Source organism: Catenulispora yoronensis, assembly GCF_039531695.1.
GTDB classification, from domain to species: Bacteria; Actinomycetota; Actinomycetes; order Streptomycetales; family Catenulisporaceae; genus Catenulispora; species Catenulispora yoronensis.
Map to the genome: position 1 here is coordinate 66431 of NZ_BAAAQN010000020.1, position 26236 is coordinate 92666.

Sequence of the window (26236 nt, forward strand, 5' to 3'; positions counted from 1 at the left end):
CATGCCCCAAGCGCAAGTCCAGACCGAGCCTGATCTCGGCGCGCAGTACCGCATCGTCGAAGCGGTCGTGAGCCGCGCTGTTCGGATCAGCCCCTCGCTGATGCGGATCACCTTCGGCGGCGAGGAACTCCGGGGCCTGAGCAGCGGCGGTCGGGACCAGAGCCTCACGCTGTTCCTTCCGCGCCCCGGCGAAGACACCCCGCTGGTGCCGCCGGAGTTCGACGCCGAGTGGTACACCCGCTGGCGCGCGCTGCCGCACGACCGGCGCGCCATCATGCGCTCCTACACCGTGCGCTCCCAGGACCCGGTCAGCCACGAGCTGGACATCGACTTCGTGCTGCACGGCGTCGACGGCCAGGCTTCGCACCCCGTCGGCCCGGCCGCGGCCTGGGCCGCGCGCGCCGTCCCCGGCGACCGCGTCACCCTCCTCGGCCCGGCGCTCGCCGACAACCGCAGCGTCGCCTTCCTCCCGCCGCCCGACGCGACGCGGATCATCCTGGCCGCCGACGAAACAGCGCTCCCGGCGGTCGGCGGCATCCTCGAATGGCTTCCGGCCGGGGCGAAGGTCCAGGCCTGGGTCGAGGTCCCCGACGTGCGCGACCTCCAGACCATCGAGACCGCCGCCGACGTCCACATCGAGTGGTTGGTGCGCCAACCTGGCCGACGTCCCGGCACCGCTGTCGTCGACGCGATCCGCGCCGCCGAACCAGCACCCGCCGAACCAGCGTCCACCGAACCACCACCCGCCGAACCAGCGTCCACCGAACCCGACCCCGGCCTCTACGTCTGGATCGCCGGCGAGTCCACCCTCGTCAAAACCCTGCGTCGCCACTTCGTCCGGGACCTCGGCCTGCACCGTTCCCGCGTGGCCTTCGTCGGCTACTGGCGTCTCGGCGCCTCCGAGGAGCAGCTCCGCGTCGAACGCGAAACAGAGGGCTGACACACCCCGCAGCGGCACCGGAAAAGCCCCGGGGGCGCCGCGGAATCCGCGACGCCCCCGGAGTTCACTCACTCATCGGGATCTGCCAGCTTCAGCAGGCCCCGTTGTCCGTCCACACGGCCCACGACTGCGGCGCGCCCGGGGTGGCCCCGGTCGAGTACCAGGTCGACGTGTACTTGTGCCCGTTGTAGGACACCACGTCGCCCGGCACGTACGCCTTCGTCGCGCTCCACGGCGTCAGGTTCGTGCAGCCGCCACTGCCCCCGCCGCTGATCGTCCAGCTGAAGCTGGCCGAACCGCTGGCGGTGCCCGAGGACGCGGTCACCGTCACCGAATACGTGGCGGCGGTGGTCGGCGTCCCGGAGATCAACCCGGTCGAGGCGTTGATCGACAGCCCGGCCGGCAGGCCGGTCGCGGAGTAGGTCAGCGCGTTGCCGGCCGAGTCCGTGGCGTTGATCTGCAGCGACAGCGCGGTGCCGACGGTCCCGGTCTGGCTCCCCGGGTTGGTCACCGAGACGGTCTCGTTGCCGGTCCCGCCGGTGATCGTCCACGTGAAGTTGACCGACGCCGAGGCGGTGCCCGAGGACGCCGACGCCGTCACCGCGTAGGTGCCCGCGGTGGTCGGGGTGCCGGAGATCAGCCCGCTGGCCGAGTTGACCGACAGCCCGGCCGGCAGGCCGGTCGCGGAGAAGGTCAGCGTCTTGCCGGCCGAGTCGGTCGCCTTCAAGGGCAGCGACGTCGCCGTGCCGACGGTCCCGGCCTGGTCGTCCGGCGTGGACATGGTCACCGTCTCGCTGGTCCCGCCGGTGACCGTCCAGCTGAAGCCGGCCGATCCGCTGGCGGTGCCCGAGGAGGCGGTCACCGTGACCGAGTACGTCCCGGCCGTGGTCGGGGTGCCGGAGATCAGCCCGCTGGCGGAGTTGATCGACAGCCCGGCCGGCAGGCCGGTGGCGGAGTAGGTCAGCGTCTTGCCGGCCGAGTCCGTCGCCCGGATCTGCAGCGACGCCGCCGTGCCGACCGTCCCGCTCTGGCTGCCGGGGTTGGTCACCGAGACGGTCTCGGCGGCCGTGCCCGGGGTGAAGCCGCTGGTGCCGTTGGGCGTGCCCCAGCCGGTCGGCCCGTCATACCCCGTCCCCGCGGTGCAGAAGTAGGCCGGCGAGCAGCTGCCGTTGCGGCCGCTGGTCACGTCGTTGAAGCTGCTCGTGTGCTTGTACGGGTACTGCGCCGCGCGGTCGCCCGCGTTCGGCGCCCCGGCCAGCGCCCACACCGAGGCGATGATCGGGGACGACGCCGAGGTGCCGCCGTACACCGACCAGCCGCTGCCGCCGTAGGTCTGGTAGACCGCGACGCCGGTGGCCGGGTCGGCGACCGCCGAGACGTCCGCCTCCATCCGGCGCGAGCAGCCCGTGTCGGTCTGCCACGACGGCTTCGGGTCGTACGACGAGCAGCCCGAGCCGGTGCCCTCCGAGGCGGAGGTGTACCACACCGACTCGGTCCACCCGCGCGTTCCGCCGCCCCGGTTCAGCGAGGTGCCGCCGACCGCCGTCACGTACTGCGACGTCGCCGGGTACTCCGAGCCGTAGGCCGAGTCGCCGGTGCTGGCCGTGATGGCCACGCCCGGGTGGTTGAAGTAGGAGGAGTCGTAGGACGTGTCCGCCGACTCCTCCGAACCGCCGTAGCTGTTGGACACGTACTTCGCGCCCAGCGACACCGCGGTGTTCACCGCGGCGCCCAGGTTGGTCATGTCCGCGGTGCTGGCCTCGACCAGCAGGATGTGGCACTGCGGGCAGGTCGCCGAGACCATGTCCAGGTCCAGGGAGATCTCCCCGGCCCAGCCGGTGTCCGGCGACGGGTAGCTGCTGCCGCCGTTCTGGTCGACCTTGCGGAAGCAGCCGTTCGCCGTGGTGCACGCCGGCAGTCCGTAGTTCGACCGGTACTTCGCCAGGTCGCTCTCGGCGTTCGGGTCGTCCTGCGCGTCGACGATGGCCACGGTCTGGCCCGAGCCGCCGGACGGCAGGTTGTACGCGCTGGCCAGGTCCGAGGGACCGTAGCCGGAGACCGCGAGCGCGGGGGACAGGCCCGACGGCAGGTCTGTGCGCTTCAGCGCCAGACACGCCATCTGCCCCGGCCGCGTGGGTGCGGCACAAGAGCGCTCGGTGGTCGGGTGGGAGGAGGTGGTGCTGGTGGGAGAGGTGACGGAAGGGGCGCTCGACGCGGCCGAAGCCGAGGTAGAGACACCACCCCACGCCAAAGCGGCTGCGGCCCCCAGGGCCAACAGCCGGGCGGTCCAGGGGGACCGTCCGCGTGACGCCGAGCGAAGGTTGTCCACTCGGACTCCTTTCCGTGGCAGGGGACCAGAGACCCGCGGCGCACCGCGAGCCTGCTGCGTCCTGGAATGGGAATCGGCGGCCGACCAGTGGGTGTGGCCGGCCGCCCCGCTCAGCGGCACCGTATTAGCCCCCAGAGGTCTAGACAACGTGTCCGTGCCCTGGGCCTCTCCTTGACTTGGCCTCGTCGCGGCCCTCCCTGGCCGGAACTCGACCCTTGCTTTACTCCTGTCAAACCCCAACAGGGGATCACCAGGCTGCGGCGCGTGCTAAATACGAGCAGGACACGAAGACCGCCGGGCGGGGGGTGCCGGGCGGTCTTCGTGTCAGTGGGATCTTCGTGGCTGCTCGGTGGCGGGTGGTTTCGGTGGCGTTCTGTCGGGTGTGTCCTGGCGGATGCGTACTGGCGGGTGCGCACTGTCGGGTGCGTACTGTCAGTGCGTTCAGTCAGGCGGAGGTGGTGCCGGGCCCGACCTGGCGCCGGCCCAGGTCGGACCCGACACCGGCTTTGTCGGCGGTCAGCTCACGTTCAGCGCGGTGTCGTCGATCACGAAGGACGTCTGCAAGGAGCTGTCCTCGGTGCCGGTGAACTTCAGGCTGATGGTCTGGCCGATGTAGCTGTTCAGGCTGAACGAGTGCGACACGTACCCGCTGGCCTTGTTCAGGTTGCTGTAGGTGGCCAGGGTCGCGACCACGGTTCCGGCGGAGTTCAGGACCTGGACGTTCAACTTGTCGTAGGCCACCGTGGTGGTGGTCTCCGAGGTGTCGATGTGCTCGAAGAAGGAGAACGTCGCCGTCCTGCAGGTCGACGGGATCGTCACCTTCTGGGCCAGGGTGTCGGTGTGGGTGGTGCCGTAGCCGTCCAGCCAGGCCTTCCAGCTGCCGCTGTGGGCCGGCTCGGAGGAGCTGTTGTCGATGACGGCGGCGGTGGAGGTCCACGGCGCGGCGCTACCGGTCTCGAAACCGGGGTTGCCCAGCAGCTGCGAGGCTGTGCAGCCGCCGCCCACCGGGTTCACGGTCCAACTGAAGGTGGTGGAGCCGGTGGCGGTTCCGGAGGAGGCCGTCACCGTGACGCTGGAGGTGCCGGCGGTGGTCGGGGTGCCGGTGATGGCGCCGGAGCTGCTGATCGACAGACCGGCGGGCAGGCCGGTCGCCGAGTAGGTCAGCGCCTTGCCGGCCGAGTCGGACGCCGAGATCTGCAAGGTGCCGATCGCCGTGCCGACCGTCGAGCTCTGGCTGCCCGGGTTGCCGACCGTCACCGTCTCGGCGCTGGTCCCGGCCTGCAGGCCCGCGATGCCGTTCGGGGTGCCGATGCCGGTCGGACCGTCGTAGCCGGTCCCGGCCGTGCACAGGTAGGACGGGCTGCAGCTGCTGGCGTCCTTGCCGGTGGTGACGTCGTAGAAGTTGGCGGTGTGCTGGTAGACGTCCTGCGCCGGGGTGGCGCCGCCGTTCCCGGCCAGCGCGTACATCGCCGCGATCATCGGGGAGGAGGCGCTGGTGCCGCCGACCTCGTTCCAGCCGCCGTTGCTGTTGTAGGTGTCGTAGACGGCCACGCCGGTCGCCGGGTCGGCGTCCGCGGCGACGTCGTTGTCGATCCGCTTGGAGCAGCCGGACGGCAGGCCCAGGGCGGTCTGCCAGGCGGGCTGGGCCTCGAAGCCCGAGCAGCCCGAGCCGGTGCCCTCCGAACCGGTGGTGGTGTTCCACACCGACTCGGTCCAGCCGCGGCTGTTCGAGGCCGTGGACAGCGCGGTGCCGCCGACCGAGACCACCTTCGGCGAGGTCGCCGGGTAGCTGACGCCGTAGTCGGAGTCGCCGGCCGAGACCGTGGTCACGATCCCCGAGGCGTGGGTGAAGTAGCTGCTGTCATAGCTGGTCGCGGTCGAGTCCTCGGTCCCGCCCCACGAGTTGGAGATGTAGCCGGCCAGCGACGCCGCGGTGTTCTGCGCGATGTAGAGGCCGTCGCTGCTGTCGTCCTGGGCCTCCACCAGCACGATGTTGCACAGCGGACAGATCGCCGAGGCCATGTCCATGTCCAGCGCGGCCTCCACGGTCCAGTCGTCGCTGGCCGAGGCGGGCGAGGGCAGGGGCGAGGTCGCGCCGTTCTGGTTGACCTTGCTGAAGGTCGCCGCCGGCAGTCCGGCCGCCGAGCGGTAGGCGGCCAGGTCGCCGGCCGCGCTGGGGTAGTCGAAGGCGTCGACCAGGGCGATGGTGCGCCCGGCGCCGTTGGCCGCCGAGGCCGAGGTCAGGTTGTAGGCCGACTGCAACTGCGCCGGGCCGTAGCCGACGCCGGAGGGGATGGCGTTCGGCGACACCGCCGCCGCCAGCGGCCGGACCCCGTCGCGCTTCAACGCGAAGCAGGACTTGTGCCCGACCACGATCACCGCCGGGCAGGCGTGCGAGGAGCCCTGGTTGGCCGCGGTCGCGGCGGGCTGCGAGGCGTGGGCCGAACCCGCCGCGGTGGCGGCGATGAGGTTCGTCACCGCGTTGGCGGTGGCGGACGGCGCCGCCGACGCCGTGGCGCCGGAAGCCGCGCCGACCGACAGCGCGCCGCCGAGCGCGACGGCCGCGGCCAGGGACGTGAAAGCGCGCAGGCGTGAACTGATACTCACTGGGGTGTTGCCCCTCTCGGTGATGGGGAGGCGGCCGACCACGACGTCGGCCACCCGCCGGTGGGGTGGTGAGATCGGTGCGCGCGGCATCGGGAGCGGGCGCCGGGGGCGGCGCTCGTGAAAAGGTGCGGACCCGCGGACCTGCGGACCGCGGGGCACGACGGGACAGGCAAGGCGCCCCTGGGGCAAGGAGCCGTGGCCGTCCGTCGCGGTGGGGATGGTGCGTCCCGGACCGGTGCGTACCGTGATGCTTCACCGTCGTGCTGCGAGTGCGCGATCGGATCGCTCGTTGTCGACCGAACGTCCGGTTGCTGAGGCCTCGTCAGGAAGTTAGCGCTGCGAAGTTGTGCGGTCAACGGTTGGTCACGAGGGCATGTCAGGGGTTTGCAGGCGATCCGCTCCGGGGCCGCCGCGGGGTGCTGCGCGCCGTCGGGGAACGGCGCAGCTCCGGGCCGGTGGGGCGCTGCGCGGCCCGCCCACGCGGTAGGGTTGAACCTTCCGAGCGCCGGATCGGCCGTGATCCGCGCCGACCCACTGTGCGCCCGGGCCCCGGGGGATGAGTAAGGGAACTGCCATGACTGCCGACCCCGACCAGGGGCAGCCGCGCGCGGCGAACGACGGGGAGGGGCTGGTCGCCGGCCGGTACCGCCTGCTCTCCGAATTGGGCGGCGGGGCGATGGGCGTGGTCTGGCGGGCCCGCGACGAGGTGCTCGGCCGGGACGTCGCGGTCAAGCAGCTGCGCCCGGACACCGGGATGAGCGGCGCCCAGGTGCGGCAGTCGCACCTGCGGGCGCGCCGGGAGGGCCGGATCGCCGCCCGGTTGCAGCACCCGAACGCGGTCACCATCTTCGACGTGGCCGAACACGAGGGCCGGCCCTACCTGATCATGGAGTACGTGCCGTCCAGCACCCTGGCCGACATCCTCGGCACCGGCACCGTCATGGCGCCGGACGAGGTGGCCCGGATCGGCGCGCAGCTGGCCTCGGCGCTGGCCGCCGCGCACGCGGTCGGGATCGTGCACCGGGACATCAAGCCCGGCAATGTCCTGATGACCGCCGACGGCACCGTGAAGCTCACCGACTTCGGCATCTCCCGCGCCACCGGCGACGCGACGGTCACCGCCACCGGCGAGATCCTCGGCACCCCCGCCTACACCGCGCCCGAGGTCGCGCAGGGCCACGACGTGGACTCCCCGGCCGACGTGTTCTCCCTCGGCGCCACGCTGTACGCGGCCGTGGAGGGCACGCCGCCGTTCGGCGACGAGGTCAACGCCATGGCCGTGCTGCTGCGCGTGGTCCGCAACGAGCTGCGCGCGCCGCGCCGCACCGGGATCCTGACCGACACCGTCCTGCGGATGCTCAGCCCCGAGCCCGTGGACCGGCCGACGATGCGGGACGTCGCGCAGACGCTGGCGGCGCTGGGGACCGGGCCCTTGCCGGTCGCCGAGCTGTCCGCGCCGCCGGGGGCCCGCGATGTGACCGAGGCGCTGGCGTTCGACGCGATGCCGATACCGGCCTCGGCGCCTGATCCGGCCCCTGATTCGGCCCCGCAGGCGGCGTCGGGGGCGATACCGCCGGCCGGCGCGGTTCCCGCAGGGCCCGGGGCGAGCGCGACGAGCGCGGCGCCGAAGCCCGATCCGACGATCACGCTCGGACCGCAGGCGACGCCCAAGGCGCAGCCGCGGTCCGAGGAGTCGGGGCCGATATCGACTCCGGCTCCGACTCCGAACCCCACGCCGGCGGCCTCCCCGTTGAGCCCGATCCCGAGCGCGACCCCGAGCGCGACTCAGCGCCCGGCCCCGAGCCCGGCCCCGAGCCCGAGCCCGACGTCCGCGATGCCTTCGGCTTCTTCGACGTCTGCGATGTCACCGGTCGGCGACACCGGCGCGATATCGGGCGGCGGCGGACGAGACTCCTGGAACACCACGGACCTGGCCGCGCGTGACCAGTCCCGCAAACGCCTGATCCTCGCCGGCGGAGGCGTCGGCGCGATCGTCGTCGTCGCGGCGATCATCGTGGCCTTCAGCAGCGGCGGCGGCAGCGAGTCGCCCTCGACCCAGGCGGCCCAGTCCAGCACGTCGCCGCACGCCTCGGCCACGCCGTCGAAGGCCTCGTCGGCGCCGGCCACCCGCGCCCAGTCGACCCCGGCCGCCTCCAGCGCCGCCGTCCCGCCGCCGGCCAGCACGCCGGGCAGCGCCAGTTCCTCGGCGCCGCCGTCCTCGACGCCCTCATCGCCGTCCACGACGCCGACGACGCCGGCGACCCCGACGACCTCTCCCACCGGCGACGTCGCGACCCAGCTCTCGACCGCGATCACCAACTACTACAGCCTGATCCCGGGCAACCTGGACCAGGCGTGGGGCTATCTCACCCCGGACTACCAGCAGAACAAGGCGCGGGGTTTGGCCAACTACAAGAGCTTCTGGAACGGCATGCAGCGCGTCGCGATCTCCGACGTCCAGGCGAAGGCACCCGACACCGTCGTGGCCACGATCTCCTACTACCCCAAGAGCGGGCAGGCGACCGAGGAGCGCACGAGCTTCACCCTCGTCCAGGACGGCGGAGTGTGGAAGATCGCCCGCTCCTCGGTGCTGGCTTAGTTGTACTTCACGTAGAGGTCATAGGAGTCCCACGGCATCCCGTCGCCGAGGCAGACATATGCCGACCAGGCGCGCGGGATGCCGCCCTTGCCGGCCTCCTCGCACGACGCGTGCCAATAGAACGTGCCTTCGTAGCTATAGCCCGCCGGCGGATCCTCGGCATGGATCCGGGTGGCGGTGTGCGCAGCGGTGCGCCCGTCGGTCGACGTCGTGGCGGAGGCCTGCGCGTTCGTCACTCCGAACGCGCACACTGCCGCCAAGGCGCCGATAGTCGCCGCGATGCGCTTGCCCATGGGATCTCCTTGCTGTTGTTCGGCGCGCCGAAAAGTGTTTCGCGGCGCGCCGACCCAGGTAGGTACCCATCGATCTTTACCGCTGGGTCCGAGGGCGGTCCGCCCAGGCTGGTCTATCTGGGGGGCACCGCGCGGCTCCAGGCAGACTCGATGACAGTGTCGATACTCGTAAGCAGCGCCCCGCGTCCCCCACCGCCGAGGAGGCGACTATGAACGGCCGCACTGAGAACCGCTCCGGCGTCCGCCAGGGAGCTGCCGGCACCCCCCGGACGGTCGCCGCCGGGCGGCGCCGGATCCGGGTCCGCAAGTCCTCCGGGCGACGGCTGCGCGACCTGCCCGAGTTGGACCTGCGGACCCCCTCGGGCCGGCTGCTGCCGTACTGAGGGCGGCGTCCTACCCGCTCCCGGGCCGGGCCCCGCCCGGTCGCCGCGCGCCGACGTAGTTCTGGCCGGTGCCGCGATGGGCGACCAGGGCCGGGTTCGGCACGGTCGGATCCGCGTACTGATTCCCGGCGCGGTCGACGCCGCGGGCCAGGTAGATCTGGTGCCGGTCGCCGACCTCCTCGTGGTTGAAGCGCACGTCGGTGCTGATGTAGCGCATCGTGAACCCGCAGCGTCTCCGGCTGCTGACATTCGCGCGGCTGCCGTGGATCAGCGTCGAGGCGTGGATGCTGCACTCGTTGGGCGCCAGCTCGATCGGCACCGCGTCCGCCTCGTCGACGCAGGCCGGGTCCAGCTCCTCGGCGAACACGCTGTCCGGGTCGCCGACGGAGCGGTAAGTCCGCGCGCCGGGCAGGTGGCTGCCGGGGAGGACGCGCAGGCAGCCGTTCTCCTCCGACACCGGGTCCAGGGCCAGCCACACCGTGATCGCGCGCTCGGCCGGGCTGATGGTCTCGCGCCAGAAGTACGCGTCATCGTGCCAGGGCACTGATTTCCCGTCGCCGGGCGGCTTGCAGAAGAAGTGCGCCGAGAACAGCGCGATGTCCGGGCCGACGAGCTGCTCCACGACGTCCAGGACGCCGGGGTCGAGCAGCCATTCGAACAGCTCCGGATCGGTGAAGTGCGGCACGTCCATGTCCTCGGGGCGCACGTCGTCCGGCAGCGCCCCCAGGGCGGCCTCGAACCGGCGGCGCAGCGCGTCGAACTTGGCAGCCGGGAACAGCCTCGGCAGCGTGATGTAGCCGTTGTCGTGGTAGAAGTCCAGGGCACCGGCTGTCAGCCGGCTTTGCGCGGTGACGGTCATCGCGGGCTCTCCTGTCCGGTCGTGTGGGTACTGAGCAACTCGTCGACGGCGAGCAGGTCGGCGTCGGGCAGATAGGTGTCCCGGACGTGCCGGCGTGCCCGCGCACCGAGTCCGGGGCCGTCGACCTGGCCCTCGGTCACCAGCGTGACCAGCTCCGCGAACTGCTTCAGGTCGCCGGGATCGGCGAGCAGCAGTCCGGTCCGGCCGTGCTCGATCTGGGCCGCGATGCCGCCGACCGCGCTGCCGACCACCGCGCGGCCCTTCCACATCGCCTCGGTGACGGTCAGGCCGAAGCCCTCGGCCAGGCTTTTCTGGACCACGACGTCGGCGGTGCGCTGCACGACGTTCACCAGCCGCGCGTTGTCGTCGCCGTTCGCCATGGGCAGGCAGGTCAGGCGGACCCGGGTCCGGTCCCGGTCCGGCAGCTCGCTCCAGGCCGCGCGGCAGACCTCGAACCAGCGGCGCTGCTCGACGTCGTCGGCGATGGCCGTCGGATCCGGGCCGACCAGCGCCAGGCGGGCGTCCGGGACGCCCTCGACGAACCCGGCGAGCACGGCGTGCATGTCCTTGAGCCGGTCCCAGCGCGAGACCTGCACGACCAGCGGCTGCGCCGGGTCCCAGGCGCCCTCGGAGACGACGTAGCCGGGCGGCCGCTCGCGGCCCAGTCCCGCCCGCTCCAGGTAGGGGCCGCGCATCCGGCGCGGCACCGGCTCGTTCTTGGGGGAGTAGGGCCAGATCACCGGCGGGATGACGGCGACCTGGTGGTCGGGCAGCCGCTCGGGGATGTGCCGCGCGATCGAGAAGATCGCGGCGTCGGCCCGCTCCAGCAGCGGCGCCAGCACGTCCCAGGCGGCCCGCGAGCCGGCGGTCGGGGCGTCGACGCCCACGTGGCAGCGCCAGAACACGCCGCGCACCGCCCCGGCCAGGTCCGGGACCAGGGCGGCGGTCTGGTGGTCGTGCAGCAGGACCAGGTCGCGGGTCCCGACCAGCGCCAGCAGCTCCTTGGCCTCCATCGCCGACCGGGTCAGGTAGTGGTCCACGTCCGCCGGGTCCAGGCGGTCGGCGGGATCGACGCTGCCGTAGGCCAGGTTGCCCAGCCGCTTGGTGACGTCGAAGAAGCGGTCGTCGCCGTCGATCACGGCCCACCGCACCGGGATTCCGAGCTGCCGGTACAGCGGCACCAGGATGTGCAGCATCTCCGCGACGCCGCCGCCGGCCGCGGTGGAGTTGACGTGCCACAGGGTGCCCGCGCCGACCTGTTTCCGGATCCGCCGGGCGGCCTCTCGCAGCCGTTGCTCGCGCTCCTTGCCGATCAGCGCGAGGAAGTCCCCGACCTCGGTCGGGCTCAGCCCTCGGGGATGTGCGGTGTGCATGGTCGTTCAGTCCTTTCTCCAGGGAGCGCTCAACTCAGCAACAGCCGGCCGACCAGCCACGGGAAGACCATGGCGCCCACGCTCGCCGTGCACAGGCACAGGGCGCTGATCTGCCCGGTGATCCGCACACGCCGTTCGAGCAGGGTGAAGGCGGACGGGAAGATCGGCGCCATCGCCAGGCCCAGGACGATCGTGCCCAGCACCACCGGCACCGGTGCCGACCCGGCCCCGAGCGTGATCGCCAGACCGGCGGCGCAGCCGGCGAACCCGGCCGCCACCAGCTGCTCGGGCGGCCGGCGCGCGGCCAGCGGCAGCCACAGCAGTCGTCCGACGGTGACCGCGATCCAGAACAGGGAGCTGAAATACGCCGCGGCGGCCGTGGAGCCGGTGATGCCCCGGGAGACGGCGTAGGCCGGGATCCAGCCGGAGAAGCTGATCTCCATGCCCACGTAGAGGAACAGCAGCGCGGCGACGACCGCCACGACCCGATACCGCCTGGCGTCGTCGGTATCGGTGCCGGTCGCCGACCGCGCCGTCGGCTCCGGGCCCGGCAGCAGCCGCCGGAACCAGATGCCCAGCGCCACCGTGAACGCGGCGGTGAACCAGTAGGCCCACCGCAGCCCGGCCCCGGCCTCCAGCGACTTCGCGATCAGGATCGGCATCACCAGGGACCCGCCGCCCAGGAAGAAGTCGGCGATGTTCATGAACGGGCCGAGCTCCCCGCGGCGTTGCTGGATCAGCAGGGTGTTGACGGTGACGATGAGGAACGTCTTCGACAGCCCCAGGGCCCACCACAGCGGCAGCAGCCACGCCCGCGAGGACGCCTGCGGGATGGCGAGCACCAGCCCGGCGATGGCGGTCAGCGCCAGCAGCGCCTGCCGGTGCGTGGCGATCCGGCCCAGCATCCAGCCCGCCAGCAGCGAGCCGCAGACCGAGCCGAAGGAGTCCGCCGAGAACAGCAGGCCCAGCGCGGCCGGAGCGCTGTGCGCGCGCTGGGCGAACGTCAGCATCGACGGGCCCAGCATGGCCGAGAGCAGCCCCACCAGGGTGAAGCTGAGCAGGTAGACGCCGGTGGTCTCGTGCCTGGCGGTGAGGCTGCCGCGCAGCCGGGGGCGGGCCGGAGCGGGGGCCGACGCCGTCACCGCGCCGACCCGGCCGGCGCCGCCGGAGCCCGCGCCGCCACGCGCTGCTTGAGCAGGCCCACCAGGATGTGGTTGACGGACAGCACCATGTCCTCGAAATGGAAGTTGTTGTCGTTCCCGCCGGTCTGGCCCGGGAACGCGGACGTCCCCGGCACCACGAGGCAGAGGTCCGCGAGCTCCCGGCACCGGCCGCCGTCGCCCTTCGTCATCGCGAAGCTGCGCGCGCCCGCGTCCCGCGCGACCTGCAAGGCGCGCACGACGTTGCGGGAGTTGCCGCTGCCGGAGAACGCCAGCACCAGATCGCCGGGCCGGACGAACGGCGCCAGCGCGGCGGCGAACACCTCGTCGGGCCCCAGGTCGTTCGCCAGCCCGGTGAGCTCCGAGGCCGATCCGCACAGATTGACGAACCGCAGCCGCGGCACGTCGGCCGGCAGCGGCTTCGCCTTGTCCTCGGTGACGAACGGGTGGTGCCGGAAGTCGCACAGGAAGTGGTCGACCGTCCCGGCGTTGCCGCCGTTGGCCATCCCGAACACCGTGCCGCCGGCGTCGTACGTCCGGAACAGCAGGTCCGCGGCCGCGTCCAGGGTCGCCACCGGGAAGCCCGCCAGCACCGCGCGCTGCTCGTCCAGATAGAGCCGGATCAGCTCCGCCGTGCTCATCGCCCGCCTCCGGAGTGCTCGGCGGCGATCCGGCCGTCGCCGCGCCCGGTGTCGTCCTGCCACCGGATGACGTCGTCCAGCTCCGGCGTGGAGACCTCGATCGAGGTGTAGTCGCTGCGCGCGATCACCCGGTGCAGGATCCCCGGCGCCGACGTCCAGCCGCCGCCGGGACCGTGCACCGCGACCGGGATGCGGTCCACGTCGACGACGGTGCCGGTGTCGGCGGGCGCCGGAAGCCCGTTCAGCACGGTCGCCGCGCCGTCGACCACGTAGTTCGTCTCGGCCTTGTAGCGGTGCGACTGGAGCGAGGACTGATGGCCCGCGGTCATGTGGATCTGCTTCACCGCGTACGCCGCACCCTCCAGGTTCGCGGTGTACCAGAGCTCGTATCCCCAGGGCTTGTCGACCCGGTAGCCGGACACCGGACGGCAGCCGTCGGCGCCGGGGTGAGCGGTACGAGCGGTGTCGGCAGCGGTGCCGGCAGCGTCGGCAGCGTCGGCGGCCTCGGCACCGGCCTCGATCACGGCCGCCGTCGCCGCCCCGGGATTCCGGACCCGGAAGGCGCTCCCGGGCCCGGCGTGCCAGCCGTCGAACGTGCCGATCCGGACCGTGTCGGTCGCGCCGTCATCCGAGCCGGCGGTTTCCAGCTCGACGGTGCCCTCGACGACGACGAACGTGCGCAGCTCGGCGTCGCCGGCCCGCCAGTCCTGCTCGGCCCCCGGGTCCAACCGGTGTTCGAGGGCCACATAGCGGCGCTCGCCGTCCAGGTCGACGAGGTCCTTCGACGGAGTACGGGAAACAGTGGTCATGACAGGGCTCCCACGGGAATCTCGGCGGCGAGGGCGTGGATCTGCTCGCCGATCGAACGGCTGTCGAGGCGGTAGCGGGCGTACAACTCGTCCGGGGCGGCGGCCTGGCCGTAGTCGCGCACGCCGTGGCCGACGAAGCGCGGCGGGTGCGGCAGCTCCAGCAGGGCCCGGGCCACCTCGTCGGCGATGCCGCCGGTGACGTAGTGGTCCTCGACCACGAACACGGTCCGGTGCGCGCCGCAGACCCGGCGCAGAGCGTCCGGATCGACCGGTAGCGAGGACAGGCTGACCACACTGGGCCGGATGCCCTGCTCGGCCAGCGGCGGCAGCGCGTCCAGCACGACACGCACCATGCCGCCCATCGTGACGACCGCGATGTCGGCGCCCGCGCGGACGATGTCCGGCCGACCCGCGACGAAACGGAACGGCCGGTCGTGCACCTCCGCCAACGGCTGGCGGCACAGCCGCAGGTACGCCGGGCGCTCCCGCGCGGCGAGGTAGTCGACCATCTGCCGCGTCTCGGCGCCGTCGGCCGGATGCAGGATCTCCATGTTCGGCAGCGTCCGCATGAGCGCGAGATCGCGCAGACCCATCTGCGTCGGCCCGTCCTTGCCGATGGCCAGACCGGCATGGGTGCCGACCAGCACCACGCCGGTGTCGTTCAGCCCGATCGACTGGAAGATCTCCAGGAACTTGCCGGTGAGGAAGTGGCCGAAGCTGGCCACGAACGGCCGCATGCCCTCCTGCGCCAGGCCGGAGGCCACGCCGATGGCGTTCGCCTCGGCGATGCCGCACTGGAAATAACGGTCCGGGAAGGCCTCGGCGAACGCGCCGGTCTTGGTCGCCGAGCCCAGGTCGCAGTCCACGACGGCCACCCGCGGATGCGCCGCCCCGGCACTGACCAGCGCCTCGCCGAACCAGTCCCTGGTCGCCCGGGCCGTCACCGCGCCGCCCCGATCAGCTCGTAGGCCTCGTCCAACGCGTCGGCGTCGAGCAGGCCGCTGTGCGCGCCGTCCAGGGCCGCGCGGCCCGGCGCCAGATAGCCCTTCGTGGTGTGCGCGATGACCGCGGACGGCCGGCCGCGGTTCCGGCGCGCCGCGCTCAGAGCCGCGCGCAGCTCCCGGTGCGAATGGCCGTCGACCTCGACGACCCGCCACCCGAACGCGGCCAGCTTGTTCGCCAGCGGGCCCAGGGACACGGTGTCGTCCACCAGGCCGTCGCTCTGCCGGCCGTTCGCGTCGACGATGAGCGTCAGGTTGTCCACGCGCCGCGCCCCGGCGTACAGCAGCGCTTCCCAGACCTGCCCTTCCTGGCACTCGCCGTCGCCGATGAGGCAGTACACGTGGCTGTCCGCCGCGTCGCCCCGGCGCGCCTGGGCCCGCCCGAGCGCGATCGACAGCCCCTGGCCGAGCGCCCCGGTGCTGACGTCCACGAACGCGCACCGGGTCCGGTCCGGATGGCCCTGCAACGGACTGTCGAGCTGCCGCAGCTCGGTCACCAGGTCCGGATCCAGATCGCCGCCGGCGATCAGCGCCGAATACCACGCGGGCGCCGCGTGGCCTTTGGAGAGCACGAAGACGTCGCGCTCGCGCGGCGAGGCCGACCAGCGCATCTGGTCGAACCGCAGGACGGCCACGATGTCGACGCACGACAGCGACGACCCCACGTGGCCGGACCCGGCGTGGTGGATCATCTCCATGGCGAGTCTGCGCATGCGGCGGGAGGCTTCCTCGACCTGCTGCAGGTCCTCGTCCTGCGCCGACCCGCCGGGAGCGGCGGAACGTCGGTTCTGAGAAGGAATCATGGTGCCGGACATCGGTTCTCACTTCCCCGGTTGGAGGTCGGGCGTCCCCGGCACAGGCACACTGCACGGCTCGCGGCACGGGCTCATGGCACACTGCCTTCGCGGCACTGCTTCACGGCACGCCGCGGCGCGGGCCAAGCCCGTCGACGGCGGACGCCGGTATCTGATCGATGGATGGATGAGGGCTCAGGCGGCGCGCGCCACCTCGCTGACGGCCGATCCGGGCCGTAGCCGCTCCTTGGAACACTTCCACCCTAGAAACCGGGCGAGTGGTTTGTAAACGAGCATCTTGTGGACAACCGTGCAGATTGGGGAGTTGCCCACCGCTTTGCCTCCATGTCGACACCTTGACCATGCAGATCAGAACCCTTATAGACCTTCCGGGCGGAGAATGTCCGCGCGTTCACCCACTGGACCCAACGAATCTCGCGGTGTGGATGAGGGCGGCGGCTCCGCACGATGCCCACGGTTTGTTCAGCGGCGCACGCCGAAGTGGCCCGCTTCGGACGAAGCGGGCCACTCGGTCGTCACCTGTCTCAGGGTTCGAACTATTTTACCGTTCGAACTGTCTCAGGGTTCGAACTGTCTTGCCGAGGGTTTGTCAGAACCCGCCGATGCCGTTCGGCGTGCCCCAGCCCGTCGGCCCGTCGTAGCCGGCGACCCCGTTGCACTGGTAGTCGCCGCCGCATTCGATGCCGGTGATGTTGTTGCCGCTGGTCACGTCGAACAGCGCGCTGTGGTTGGTGTAGAACGCCGAGGCGTTCGGGAACTTCTGCGGGTTGCCGGCCAGCCCGATGACGCCCGCGAGGAACGGGGACGAGGCGCTGGTGCCGCCGACGACGCCCCAGCCGGTGAGGCCGTCGGTGGTGCCGTAGACGGCCGGGCCGGTCTGCGGGTCGGCGTCGGCGGCCACGTCGGCGACCATCCGGCCCGGGCAGTTGGCGTCGTGCTGCCAGGCCGGCTTGTCGATCCAGGCCGAGCAGCCGCTGCCGGCGCCGATCCAGGCCGACTCGGTCCAGCCGCGGGCGGTGCCGGCGGCCTTGGTCAGCGAGGTGCCGCCGACCGAGACCACGCTCGGGTACACCGCCGGGGCGCTCGGGACGCCGTAGCCGTAGTCGCCGCTGGAGGCGACGATCGCCACGCCCGGGTGGGTGTAGTAGGCGGCGCCGGACAGGACGTCGCCGCCCTCGGTGCCGCCGTAGCTGTTGGACACCTCGGTGGCGCCGAGCGCGACCGCGGTGTTCACCGAGGCGCCCAGGTCGTCCATCGTCGGCTGGTCGCCCTCGACCAGCAGGATCTTGCACTGCGGGCAGGCCGCCGAGACCATGTCCAGGTCCAGGGCTATCTCCACGCCCCAGCCCATGTCCTGCGGCAGCGGCGTCGCCGCGCCGCGCTCGTTCACCTTCTTGAAGCAGCCGTTGGCCGTGGTGCACGGCGGCAGGCCGTAGGTGCTGCGGTAGACCGCGAGGTCGGCCTCGGCGGTGGGGTCGTCGCCGGCGTCGACGATCGCCACGGTCTGGTTCGCGCCGCCGGTGGTCGGCAGCTTGTAGGCGGCGTGCAGGTCGGCCGGGCCCAGGCCCTGCGGCAGCGCGGCCGCCGCCGGGCCCTTGCCGGCCGCGGCCGCGGCGGCGCCGCGCACGCCCTTGCCGCCGCGCACGTCGGTGCGCAGCTCGGCGAAGCAGCGCACCTGGTGCGCCTTGGCGGTGCCGCAGACCTTGGCGGTGTTGCCCTTGCCGGGGCCGCCCTTGGCGCCGGCGGTGGTGTTGACCGCGCTCGCCGTGGTGGCGAAGCCGGCCGCCAGCGCGGTGACGGCGGCCAGCACGGTCAGCAGCCGCAGCCGGGTGCGGACGGGCTTGGCCGGGGTCCGGGAGTCGGTGGGGTTCATCAGGCTCCTCATGGCGTCAGCCGACGGTGTAGGGGTCGGTCACGGTCTGGGTGATCGATCCGCCGAGGCAGTCGGTCGCGGTGACCCGCAGCGCGACGTGGCTGCCCGGCGCCGGGTTGGACCAGTGGGCGTCGTAGTTCCCGTCGCCGCCGTGCGTCGCGACGTCCTGCCAGGTCGCGCCCTGGTCGAAGGACACCGCCACCCGCACCGAGGCGATGTGCGCGGTCGAGCCGACGCCGCCGTAGGACAGGTGGCCGACCCGCAGCACCAGGTTCTGCCGCGGCGAGTGCGAGGTGTTGGTGTCCGAAAGGGCGTTGAACTGGTAGTTCAGCGTCAGCGCGGGGAGCACCTGGCAGGTCGCCGTCGGGTCGGCGGCGGCCGGGCAGTAGGTGCCGGCCGGCAGCGTCAGCGCCGGGTTGCTCTTGCCGGGGATCGGGATGGTCACGTCGGTGTGGGTCTTGGCCGACTGCACCACGCCGGTGGCGGTGCGGTCGAAGTCCAGCACCATGCGCATCTTCGCGGGGCCGGCCGGCACGTTCTGCACCACGTAGCCCAGACGGTTGGTGTCGGAGGACACCAGCTGCCCGTTCCAGTACAGCTGCGCGGTCCCGGCGGCGGTGAAGTCCAGGCCGGTGGTGTCCTTGTTGCTGTCGCCGAGCATGCCCAGCAGGGCCGCGACGGTGGTGCCGGAGACGCAGGCCTGGCAGCCGTACAGGTTCAGCGTGGTGGCCGGGTGCTGGCCGAAGTTCCCGACCAGCGGGGCCTGGCCCCAGGTGCGGGCGACGCTCTGGCCGGCCGCGAGCGTGCGGATGTCGTCGTCCAGGAACGCGAAGCTGAAGTTCTGGCTGTTCGGGATCTGCGGCAGCATCAGCTCGCTGGTCCACTGCAGACCGCCGGTGACGTACTCGGTCAGGCCGCCGGCCGGGATCGGCAGGCCGAGCAGGGCGTAGCCGCCGTTGCTGACGTGGCCGCTGCCCAGCAGCGCCTGGTTGGTGCCGTAGACCGGGTCCAGGACGGCCTTGTGCCGCTGGGTGGCCAGCGTGCTGTCGGCCGGGGCGTAGCTCTGGTTCGCGTCGATGTGGTCCGAGGTCAGCACCACGTTGTAGCGGTAGGGGTCGCGCGCGGTGTCCGGGCCATTGGCGATCCAGTTCTCGGTGAGGGTCAGCGATCCGACCGCCGGCTTCGGCGCCGGAGCCAGGAGCACCGTGGTGTCGGCTCCGGCATCGACGCTCAGCGTGGCGGAGAAGGTGCCGCTGGCGTTGGAGCGCGCCACCGAGGTCAGGCTTCCCGCGAGGGTCGAGGGCCGCTGCGTGGTGACCTTGACCGGGGAGGTCGCGGTCCGCATGTCCACGGTGGCCGGCGGCACCGTCCCGGTGTCCGGCACGACGATGCCGTCCGGGGTGGCGATCTCCACCTTCTGGGTGTTGGCCGCGGGGTCGAAGGCGAAGTTGATGGCGATCGCCGCGTAGTTCCCGGCCGGGACCGCGACCCGCGCCACGCCCTGGTAGGAGAACACCTGGCCGGTGAACGCGGCGGGGTTGTCCAGGTCGACCAGGATGACCGGCAGACTGGTCGGCGCGCCGGTGTCGTCCAGCGTGTTCACCTGGAGGATGTGCAGCGGGTAGTGCGGCTGCACCGGGGTCGAGGCGCCGAGCACGGCCATCGAGGTCAGGCCGCCGAACAGGGTCCCGGTGCCGGCCGGCTTGCCGGCGGCGAGGTCGGCCTTGATCGCGTCCCGCAGCGCCTGCGCGAACGCGTGGCCGGAGGCCGGGGTCAGGTACCCGGTGGCGCTCTGCCCGCTCACCGCGGTCAGCGTGACACCGGCCGGCGCCGTGGGAGTCACACCGGCGGCGAAGCGCAGCTGCACCTGGGTCTTGGCCCCGGCCACGCCGCCGTCGGCGGACGCCGCGAGCCTGGTGACGTCGAACAGCGACAGGTCCAGGCTGCGGCCCAGGTAGGGGGCGGCCTCCGCGGGCACCACGTAGGTCTCGTGGCCGACCTGGAAGGTCGCCAGGGCGTCGGACCCGCCGGCGTCGCGGGCGTAGCCGATGGCGCCGGCGCGGACGCCGGTGCCCACGGTCAGGCGGTCGCCGGTGGGCAGGACGACGGCTGCGGCCCCCGAGCCGGCCGGCGTCGCGGTGGGCAGGGCCGGGGCACCGGGGTCGTCGGCCCCGGCGGCGGCCGCCGGGACGGTGAAGGCGGCGGCCGCGACCAACGCGGCCAGCGCGGATACGGTTCGGGATCGGCGTGATCTCACGGGCGATTCCTCCGAGGTACGGAAAACATGGTCGACCCCAGTTACTAGCGTGGATCGAATGCGGGTGTCAGCATTCTTAGTTGTCGGTAATACGACAAGGCCGGTTTGCAACCCTGGCCGGGGCCTGCGGCGTCAAGCAGATAAGACGCGCCGAGAAGGATGGAAGGCCCTGATGCTCACGTCGGCGAGCTGGACGCTGCGGCTGGAGCCGGAATACGACAGGACTTTGATCCACCTGGTGGCCGGTTTCACGGACCGGGCCACCGCGCACCGGACGGGGGTGAGTGAGCGGACCGTGCAGCGCCGGATCCGGGAGTTGATGGGGTGGTCCGGTTCGGTGAACCGGATGCAGCTGGGCCGGAACGCGGCCTTGGAGGGGATCGGCGGGCGGGGCGACGGCCTGCTGGTGCGGGAGCGGGGGCGGGGGCTGGAACGGGAGCTGGAACGGGAGCGGGGGCTGGGCGAGGTCTGCGATCGGGGGTCGCGACGGTTGGCGGGGGCGGCGGGGCCGGCAGGGCCAGGGCTGTCTGGGCCGGGGCTGTCGTCGGGGCCAGGGCTGTCGGGGTCGGGGCTGCCGGGACCAGGGCTGCCGGGTCTGCGTGCTGCGCACGATGCGCACGAGCCGGTCGAGCCGATCGAACCGGCGGGTCCGGGCGATTCGTTCGATCCGTTCGATCCGTTCGGCTGGGAGTTCGGCGCCGACGCGTTGTGCGGGGTCTGGGCACCGGATGCTGAAGCGCTGCACCTGCTGCGGCTGCTGCTCGTGGACGCGGCCGCCGACCGCTTGCTGAACCTGAGCGCGCGCAGCGTCGAGCGGCGAGTAAGGGAGCTGATGACCCTGGCCGGGGCCCGGAGCCGGGCGCAGCTGGGATGGCGGGCGGCGCGCCGGGGGTGGATCTGACGGGGCTAGCTGCTGAGAGCCTCGACGGCGGGGCTCTTGGCCGCCAGCAGCAGCGCGATCAGCGTGCTCACCGTGAGCACCCCGAGCCCGGCGACGAGCATCGTCACGCGCGGACCGCCGGCGTGCAGGAGCGGCGGGGCGGCGCTGTAGGCCAGCGTGTTCGCCAGGAACGGGACCGCGATGGTGACGCTGCTGATCGTCCCCAGCAGGCGGGCCGGCGCCGACTCCTGGATCAGCAGATCGGTGGCGACGTTCTCCACCCCGTTGCCCGCCCCGGCGACCAGCTGCGCGGGCAGCACGGCCCCGACCCATGGAACCGCGCCGACCACCGTGGTCCCCGCCCCGAACATGAACTGGCCGCGACGCCAGACCCGCAGCGGATCGGCGGCGTGTCCCCACCTGGAGAGGAAGACCGCCGGTCCGGCGATCATGCCGACGCCGTACGCACTCATGAGGACTCCGTACAGCCAGGTCGGGCCGCGCAGCGTGGTTGTCGCGACGAAGACCAGCGCCGCGGTGGACAACGATGCGAACGCGACTGTGAAGAACAACCCGAGCGACACCAGGCGCAGGCGGGGATCGCGGATGACCACCGTCAGCCCGGCTCGCAGCGTGGCCCAATAGCCGACGCGCACCGCGTCCTCCTCACGGCGCGCCGCCGGAAGCCGGAGCCCGAGCAGGAGGACGACCGACCCGCCGAGGGCCGCGACGTCGACAGCCAGAACCAGCCTCGGATCCAGCACCGCGAGCAGTGCGCCCCCGACCAGCGGCCCGGCCGCGTACCCGATGTTGAAGCACATCGCCATCGCCGCGAACGCACGCGGCAGATCACCCGGCGCCACCATCCGCGGAATCGAACTCCGCCCAGCAGGCAGAAAGACCGTGTTCAACACCGTCGCCACCGCGACGAGCGGCACATCCACCCCCACCCGAAACGGCGCGACAGCCACGACACCGAACAGGCAGGCCTGCCCGACCTCGCTGACCACCATGATCCGCTTGGTGTCCACCAAATCGGCCAACGCCCCGGCCAACGGCCCGATCAACCGCGGCACCGACAGCGCGAGCAGCACAAAGCTGACAGCCCCAGGTCCACGCCCCGCCGCCAACACGACAAGCGCGACCTGCGCAACCTGCGCACCACCGAAGGAGACGACCCGCGCCACCCAGAACCGACGGAACTTACGGGACTCAGGAAGCAGGCTCAAGGCACGCACCCCTTCAGAGCGTCAATGTTGCCTTGACGATAGCCCAAGAGGGTCAAGGCACACCAGACCCACAACCCCCCGCATCAGCCCCCTGACAGCCAACCCCCATCAGCCGATCGGCGCGCCCAACATGCCCCACCACCCCGAACCACCGACGATTGCCTGGTGGGCATGGTCACGCGAACGGGCGATCGTGAGTGAGTCGTAAACGGCCGGCGCTTCCGGCGCCCCGCCGAGCAGCGCACCGGAGGCAGGACCTGGGCTGGGAACGGGGCCCGGGCTCGGGCGAAGGTCAGCGCTCGGATCCGGGTCGGCCAGGCGCCGATCCGGACTTTGGCCCTGGCTCCGGTTCCGGTTCCGACCCAAGCCCAAGCTCCGGCCCAAGCCAAAGCCAAAGCTCCGGCCCGAGCCCGAGCTCCGGCCAAGGCTCAACCTCCGGCTCCAGTTCCAACCTTGGTTCCGGCTCTGACTTCAGTTCTGGATCTGGCCCAAGCTCCGGCTCCAGGTCCAGATCCGACCCTGGTTCTGGCTCCGGCTCCAGGTCCAACCTTGGTTCCGATTCCGGCTCCGGCTTCAGATCCGGTTCCGATGCTGGTTCCAATCTTGGCTCTGACCCAGGTTCGGGCGCTGGTCTCGGCTCTGGCCAAGGTCCGGGTTCGGGTTCTGGTTCGGGGTCTGGTTCGGGTCTCGGCTCTGGCTTCGGCCCCGATCCCGCCCCCGGCCCCCGCCCCCGCCCCACCTCCAGCTCCTGGATCCGCATCGGCTTCGGCCTGGGCATCGGCTTCCTCGCCGCCTACGCGCTCGGCCGCGCGCTCCTTCAGACCGCGCAGATCCTCACCCTCGTGCTTCTGGCGCTGTTCGCGGCGGTCAGTCTGGAGCCGGTGGTGGCGGCGTTGCGGCGGCGGCGGATGCCGCGTGGGCTCATCGTCATGGTTGTCGTGCTCGTCGCGGTGGCGTTGACCGCGTTGTTTGTCGCGCTTGTGATTCCGCCAGTCGGTAAGGAAGTTGACCAGCTCACTGTTCGGATTCCCGTCTGGCTTCAGGAGTTGCGCGACCACAACTCGCAGCTCGGTCGGCTTGAGGATCGGTACCACGTCATTGAGAAGGTGCAGCAGCAGCTGTCCTCCGGGGATCTCGGTACCAAGCTGGCTTCGGGGGTGCTCGGGGCGGGGCGGGTTCTGCTCGGGTTGTTCACCGGGGTGTTCATCGTCGTCACGCTGACCGTGTATTTCATGATCGGGCTGCCCGCCATCAAGGCGTTCGTGCTGCGGTTGCTGCCGGCCACGCGGCGGCCGCGGGTCGAGGCGCTTACCGATCAGGTCATTCGGCAGGTCGGGCGGTACATGCTGGCCAATGTCGCCACGTCGGCGTTGGCCGGGGTCGCCACCACGTTGTGGGCGTGGGCCACCGGCATTCCCTACGGCACGTTGCTCGGGTTCTTCGTCGCGATCATGGATCTGATTCCGATCATCGGTTCGACGATCGGCGGGATCGTGGTCTCGCTGGTCGCGCTGACGGTCTCCTGGCCGGTCGCGATCGCCACCGCGCTGTTCTACGTCGGCTTCCGCTTCGCCGAGGACCACGTCACCACGCCGCTGACCATGCGGTACGTCGTCCGGCTGCATCCGGTCGCGACGATGGTCGCGGTGCTGATCGGCGGTGCGCTGCTGGGTATCGTCGGGGCGCTGGTCGCGGTGCCGGTCGCGACGGCTGTCAGCCTGGTCCTGGACGAGGTGGTGTTCCCGGCGCGGGACCGGGCGTGAGTCTCGCGGGCATCGGGCCTCGGGCGTCGGGCGTCGGGCGTCGGGCGCCGTTCGGACGCCGGGTGGTTGTCATCCCCGGCGGTCCGTGGTCGGCTGGAGGTCGTGACCGAGACCATTTCCCAGGACCAGGAACGACAGCTGGTGGACTCCGTCCCCAAGGGCCTGCTCATCCGCGGACAGTGGCGCCCCGCCGGCGACGGCGGGACCGTCGACGTCCACGACCCCTCCACCGGCGAGCTGCTCGCCACCATTGCCAGCGCCACCCCCGAGGACGGCATGGCGGCGCTGGCCGCTGCCGACGCCGCGCAGGCTTCGTGGGCCCGCAGCGCGCCCCGGGCGCGGGCCGAGATCCTGCGCAAGGCCTTCGAGCTCGTCACGGCGCGCGCCGACGACTTCGCGCTGCTCATGACGCTGGAGATGGGCAAGCCCCTGGCCGACTCGCGGGCCGAGGTCGCCTACGGCGCCGAGTTCCTGCGCTGGTTCTCCGAGCAGACCAACCGGGTCAGCGGCCGCTACTCGGTCGCGCCGGACGGCGCCGCGCGGCTGCTGGTCACCAAGCGGCCGGTCGGTCCCAGCCTGCTGATCACGCCGTGGAACTTCCCGCTGGCGATGGGCACGCGCAAGATCGGCCCGGCGCTGGCCGCCGGGTGCACCGTGGTGTTCAAGCCCGCCACGCTGACTCCGCTCACCACGCTGCTGCTGGCCCAGACCCTGATCGAGGCGGGCGTCCCGGACGGCGTCGTGAACGTCATCCCGACCCGGCACGCCGGCGCCGTCACCGGTCCGCTGATCCGCGACCCCCGGCTGCGCAAGCTGTCCTTCACCGGGTCCACCGAGGTCGGCCGCCGGCTGATCGCCGACTCCGCCGAGCAGGTGCTGCGGGTGTCGATGGAGCTCGGCGGCAACGCGCCGCTGCTGGTGTTCGAGGACGCCGACCTGGAGCAGGCCGTCGACGGCGCCATGCTGGCCAAGCTCCGCAACGGCGGCGAGGCCTGCACCGCGGCCAACCGCCTGCTGGTGCACCGCTCGGTCGCCGAGGAGTTCACCCGCCGCCTGGCCGAGCGGTTCAGCCGGCACACCGTCGGCCGCGGGACGCTGCCGGACACCAAGATCGGGCCGCTCGTCGACGACGACACCAGGGACAAGGTCGAGCGGCTGGTCACGGCCGCCGTCGCGGGCGGGGCGCGGGTCGTGACCGGCGGCGCCAAGATCCCCGGCCCCGGCTACTTCTACCAGCCCACGGTCCTCACCGACCTGCCCGCCGACGCCGAGATCCTGCGCGAGGAGATCTTCGGCCCGGTGGCGCCGATCGTCGTGTTCGACACCGAGGACGAAGCGGTGCGGCTGGCCAACTCCACCGAGTACGGCCTGGTCGCCTACGCCTTCACCAAGGACCTGAACCGCGGCCTGCGCCTGGCCGAGCGCCTCGACACCGGCATGGTCGGCATCAACACCGGCATCGTGTCGAACCCGGCGGCGCCGTTCGGCGGTGTCAAGCAGTCCGGCATCGGCCGGGAGGGCGGGCTGGAGGGGATCGAGGAGTACTTGGAGACCCGGTACGTGGGGATCGCCGACCCGTTCGCGGGGCTCGACAAGGATTCTTGAGACAGCGCGGATCCGACCTCGCTGTGCCAGGTCAGGCCCAGCGAGGTCAGCCCGGGCCCAGCCAGGTCAGGTCCAGCGAGGTCAGACCCAGCGAGGTCAGGTCCAGCCAGGTCAGTCCGGGCACACCGAGGTCACTCCTGGCACCGCCCGACCTTCGAGCGAATCAGCCCGCTTCCTCATCGAGCTCGACCGCCGGCAGCTCCCGGATCTCCTCCTTCGTCAGCCGCACCTCGATCTCGTCCTCGTCGACCGCGCCCACCACGCCGATCGGGATCGCGACCAGCTTGTGGCCCCACAGGTGGCCCTCGTCGAGCAGCACGTGCGTCACCCCGCCGTCGGCGCGGTCCACGGCCAGGCCGCGTACCTTGCCGATCCGGCCGTCGGCGGCGCGGACATGCTCGCCCCGATGGATCGGCACCTCCCCGGCCGGCAGCCGGTACTCCGGCTCCGGTTCGGGCAGCGCCGGCGGCTCCATGGTGGTGATCCCGGCGCCGCCGGGCGCCAGGCCGAAGAACGGCCACGCCAGGACCTGGTCGCTGCGGTATCCCCAGTCGTCCTCGGACCCGGGAAGGAACCGCTCCTGCAACGCCGGCTCCAGGGCCTGGAACTCCTCGACCGTGCACGTCAGGTCGACCTGCCCGGGCCGCAGCCGCGCCAGCTCGACCGGCACCAGCCGGGACAGCCCCGGCGGATCCGGCTGGACGACCAAATGGGTGAGTCTGCGCGCCACCGGATCGACGACGACGAACGCCACCGTCCCGCACTCCTGCCCTGCGCAGCTGACGTCCGTCCCGATCACGAACTCGACCGTGTCCCTCAT

Annotated in this window: 20 protein-coding genes; 6 read left to right on the top strand and 14 right to left on the bottom strand. The window is 72.0% G+C overall.

The features are described from left to right. Position 1 precedes the first annotated feature (1 nt). Complete coding sequence (locus ABD481_RS18365) at positions 2-940, top strand: siderophore-interacting protein (protein WP_344666904.1); 939 nt, start codon at positions 2-4, stop codon at positions 938-940. Between the two features lie 91 nt (positions 941-1031). Here the strand turns inward: ABD481_RS18365 and ABD481_RS18370 are convergent, their stop codons facing one another. Then, positions 1032-3059 carry a putative Ig domain-containing protein gene (locus ABD481_RS18370; RefSeq protein WP_344666905.1) on the bottom strand — a complete coding sequence of 676 codons (2028 nt, stop codon included), beginning with the start codon at positions 3057-3059 and terminating at the stop codon, positions 1032-1034. A gap of 726 nt (positions 3060-3785) precedes the next feature. Next, a complete protein-coding gene (locus ABD481_RS18375; RefSeq protein ID WP_344666906.1) occupies positions 3786-5876 on the bottom strand; it encodes a putative Ig domain-containing protein in 2091 nt (696 codons plus the stop codon). Positions 5877-6450: 574 nt separating this feature from the next. Between ABD481_RS18375 and ABD481_RS18380 the strand changes: the two genes are divergently transcribed. Beyond that, positions 6451-8475, top strand: coding sequence for a serine/threonine-protein kinase (locus ABD481_RS18380; RefSeq protein WP_344666907.1), 2025 nt, complete (start codon positions 6451-6453; stop codon positions 8473-8475). Here the strand turns inward: ABD481_RS18380 and ABD481_RS18385 are convergent. Then, positions 8472-8768, bottom strand: a complete 297-nt coding sequence (locus tag ABD481_RS18385) for a hypothetical protein (RefSeq protein WP_344666908.1) — start codon at positions 8766-8768, stop codon at positions 8472-8474. The two genes, ABD481_RS18380 and ABD481_RS18385, sit on opposite strands and share 4 nt — an antisense overlap. A 209-nt stretch (positions 8769-8977) precedes the next feature. Here ABD481_RS18385 and ABD481_RS18390 point away from each other — a divergent pair, with 209 nt between their 5' ends. Continuing rightward, positions 8978-9151: a hypothetical protein gene (locus ABD481_RS18390; protein WP_344666909.1), complete on the top strand. Its 174-nt coding sequence runs from the start codon at positions 8978-8980 to the stop codon at positions 9149-9151. Between the two features lie 10 nt (positions 9152-9161). On the opposite strand, the gene ABD481_RS18395 is transcribed toward ABD481_RS18390, so the two are convergent. The 9 genes from ABD481_RS18395 to ABD481_RS18435 all read right to left on the bottom strand — a co-directional run bounded on the left by ABD481_RS18395 (position 9162) and on the right by ABD481_RS18435 (position 19939). Beyond that, entirely contained in the window at positions 9162-10010 is an 849-nt protein-coding gene (locus ABD481_RS18395) for a phytanoyl-CoA dioxygenase family protein (protein WP_344666910.1), read from the bottom strand. Beyond that, positions 10007-11383: a glycosyltransferase gene (locus tag ABD481_RS18400; protein WP_344666911.1), complete on the bottom strand. Its 1377-nt coding sequence runs from the start codon at positions 11381-11383 to the stop codon at positions 10007-10009. Before ABD481_RS18400 ends, ABD481_RS18395 begins: the two co-directional genes overlap by 4 nt. 29 nt (positions 11384-11412) lie before the next feature. Then, entirely contained in the window at positions 11413-12525 is a 1113-nt protein-coding gene (locus ABD481_RS18405; RefSeq protein ID WP_344666912.1) for an MFS transporter, read from the bottom strand. After that, positions 12522-13184 carry a D-sedoheptulose-7-phosphate isomerase gene (locus ABD481_RS18410; RefSeq protein WP_344666913.1) on the bottom strand — a complete coding sequence of 221 codons (663 nt, stop codon included), beginning with the start codon at positions 13182-13184 and terminating at the stop codon, positions 12522-12524. The genes ABD481_RS18405 and ABD481_RS18410 overlap by 4 nt, the downstream gene beginning before the upstream one ends. Continuing rightward, positions 13181-13993: a hypothetical protein gene (locus ABD481_RS18415; RefSeq protein WP_344666914.1), complete on the bottom strand. Its 813-nt coding sequence runs from the start codon at positions 13991-13993 to the stop codon at positions 13181-13183. Before ABD481_RS18415 ends, ABD481_RS18410 begins: the two co-directional genes overlap by 4 nt. Further along, a complete protein-coding gene (locus tag ABD481_RS18420; RefSeq protein ID WP_344666915.1) occupies positions 13990-14937 on the bottom strand; it encodes a transketolase family protein in 948 nt (315 codons plus the stop codon). The genes ABD481_RS18415 and ABD481_RS18420 overlap by 4 nt, the downstream gene beginning before the upstream one ends. Next, the gene (locus ABD481_RS18425; protein WP_344666916.1) at positions 14934-15809 is read right to left on the bottom strand and encodes a transketolase; all 876 of its coding nucleotides are present in this window, start codon (positions 15807-15809) and stop codon (positions 14934-14936) included. Before ABD481_RS18425 ends, ABD481_RS18420 begins: the two co-directional genes overlap by 4 nt. 589 nt (positions 15810-16398) lie before the next feature. Further along, the gene (locus tag ABD481_RS18430) at positions 16399-17682 is read right to left on the bottom strand and encodes a S53 family peptidase (protein WP_344666917.1); all 1284 of its coding nucleotides are present in this window, start codon (positions 17680-17682) and stop codon (positions 16399-16401) included. Positions 17683-17698: 16 nt separating this feature from the next. Then, positions 17699-19939: a molybdopterin-binding protein gene (locus tag ABD481_RS18435; protein WP_344666918.1), complete on the bottom strand. Its 2241-nt coding sequence runs from the start codon at positions 19937-19939 to the stop codon at positions 17699-17701. Positions 19940-20111: 172 nt separating this feature from the next. On the opposite strand from ABD481_RS18435, the gene ABD481_RS18440 reads away from it, so the two are divergent. Beyond that, entirely contained in the window at positions 20112-20840 is a 729-nt protein-coding gene (locus ABD481_RS18440) for a helix-turn-helix domain-containing protein (RefSeq protein ID WP_344666919.1), read from the top strand. A gap of 5 nt (positions 20841-20845) precedes the next feature. On the opposite strand, the gene ABD481_RS18445 is transcribed toward ABD481_RS18440, so the two are convergent. Beyond that, complete coding sequence (locus ABD481_RS18445; RefSeq protein ID WP_344666920.1) at positions 20846-22048, bottom strand: MFS transporter; 1203 nt, start codon at positions 22046-22048, stop codon at positions 20846-20848. A 776-nt stretch (positions 22049-22824) separates the two neighbouring features. Here ABD481_RS18445 and ABD481_RS18450 point away from each other — a divergent pair. Both ABD481_RS18450 and ABD481_RS18455 read left to right on the top strand, forming a co-directional pair. After that, the gene (locus tag ABD481_RS18450; protein WP_344666975.1) at positions 22825-23811 is read left to right on the top strand and encodes an AI-2E family transporter; all 987 of its coding nucleotides are present in this window, start codon (positions 22825-22827) and stop codon (positions 23809-23811) included. 102 nt (positions 23812-23913) lie between these two features. Beyond that, positions 23914-25416: an NAD-dependent succinate-semialdehyde dehydrogenase gene (locus tag ABD481_RS18455; protein ID WP_344666921.1), complete on the top strand. Its 1503-nt coding sequence runs from the start codon at positions 23914-23916 to the stop codon at positions 25414-25416. Between the two features lie 163 nt (positions 25417-25579). On the opposite strand, the gene ABD481_RS18460 is transcribed toward ABD481_RS18455, so the two are convergent. Continuing rightward, positions 25580-26236 carry a PRC-barrel domain-containing protein gene (locus ABD481_RS18460; protein WP_344666922.1) on the bottom strand — a complete coding sequence of 219 codons (657 nt, stop codon included), beginning with the start codon at positions 26234-26236 and terminating at the stop codon, positions 25580-25582.

Coding starts and splice junctions, on each gene's coding strand:
- ABD481_RS18390 (WP_344666909.1), top strand. CDS start 8,978: ATGAACGGCCGCACTGAGAACCGCTCCGGCGTCCGCCAGGGAGCTGCC.
- ABD481_RS18395 (WP_344666910.1), bottom strand. CDS start 10,010: ATGACCGTCACCGCGCAAAGCCGGCTGACAGCCGGTGCCCTGGACTTC.
- ABD481_RS18380 (WP_344666907.1), top strand. CDS start 6,451: ATGACTGCCGACCCCGACCAGGGGCAGCCGCGCGCGGCGAACGACGGG.
- ABD481_RS18440 (WP_344666919.1), top strand. CDS start 20,112: ATGCTCACGTCGGCGAGCTGGACGCTGCGGCTGGAGCCGGAATACGAC.
- ABD481_RS18400 (WP_344666911.1), bottom strand. CDS start 11,383: ATGCACACCGCACATCCCCGAGGGCTGAGCCCGACCGAGGTCGGGGAC.
- ABD481_RS18460 (WP_344666922.1), bottom strand. CDS start 26,236: ATGAGGGACACGGTCGAGTTCGTGATCGGGACGGACGTCAGCTGCGCA.
- ABD481_RS18415 (WP_344666914.1), bottom strand. CDS start 13,993: ATGACCACTGTTTCCCGTACTCCGTCGAAGGACCTCGTCGACCTGGAC.
- ABD481_RS18370 (WP_344666905.1), bottom strand. CDS start 3,059: ATGGCGTGTCTGGCGCTGAAGCGCACAGACCTGCCGTCGGGCCTGTCC.
- ABD481_RS18425 (WP_344666916.1), bottom strand. CDS start 15,809: ATGTCCGGCACCATGATTCCTTCTCAGAACCGACGTTCCGCCGCTCCC.
- ABD481_RS18410 (WP_344666913.1), bottom strand. CDS start 13,184: ATGAGCACGGCGGAGCTGATCCGGCTCTATCTGGACGAGCAGCGCGCG.
- ABD481_RS18385 (WP_344666908.1), bottom strand. CDS start 8,768: ATGGGCAAGCGCATCGCGGCGACTATCGGCGCCTTGGCGGCAGTGTGC.
- ABD481_RS18430 (WP_344666917.1), bottom strand. CDS start 17,682: ATGAACCCCACCGACTCCCGGACCCCGGCCAAGCCCGTCCGCACCCGG.
- ABD481_RS18365 (WP_344666904.1), top strand. CDS start 2: ATGCCCCAAGCGCAAGTCCAGACCGAGCCTGATCTCGGCGCGCAGTAC.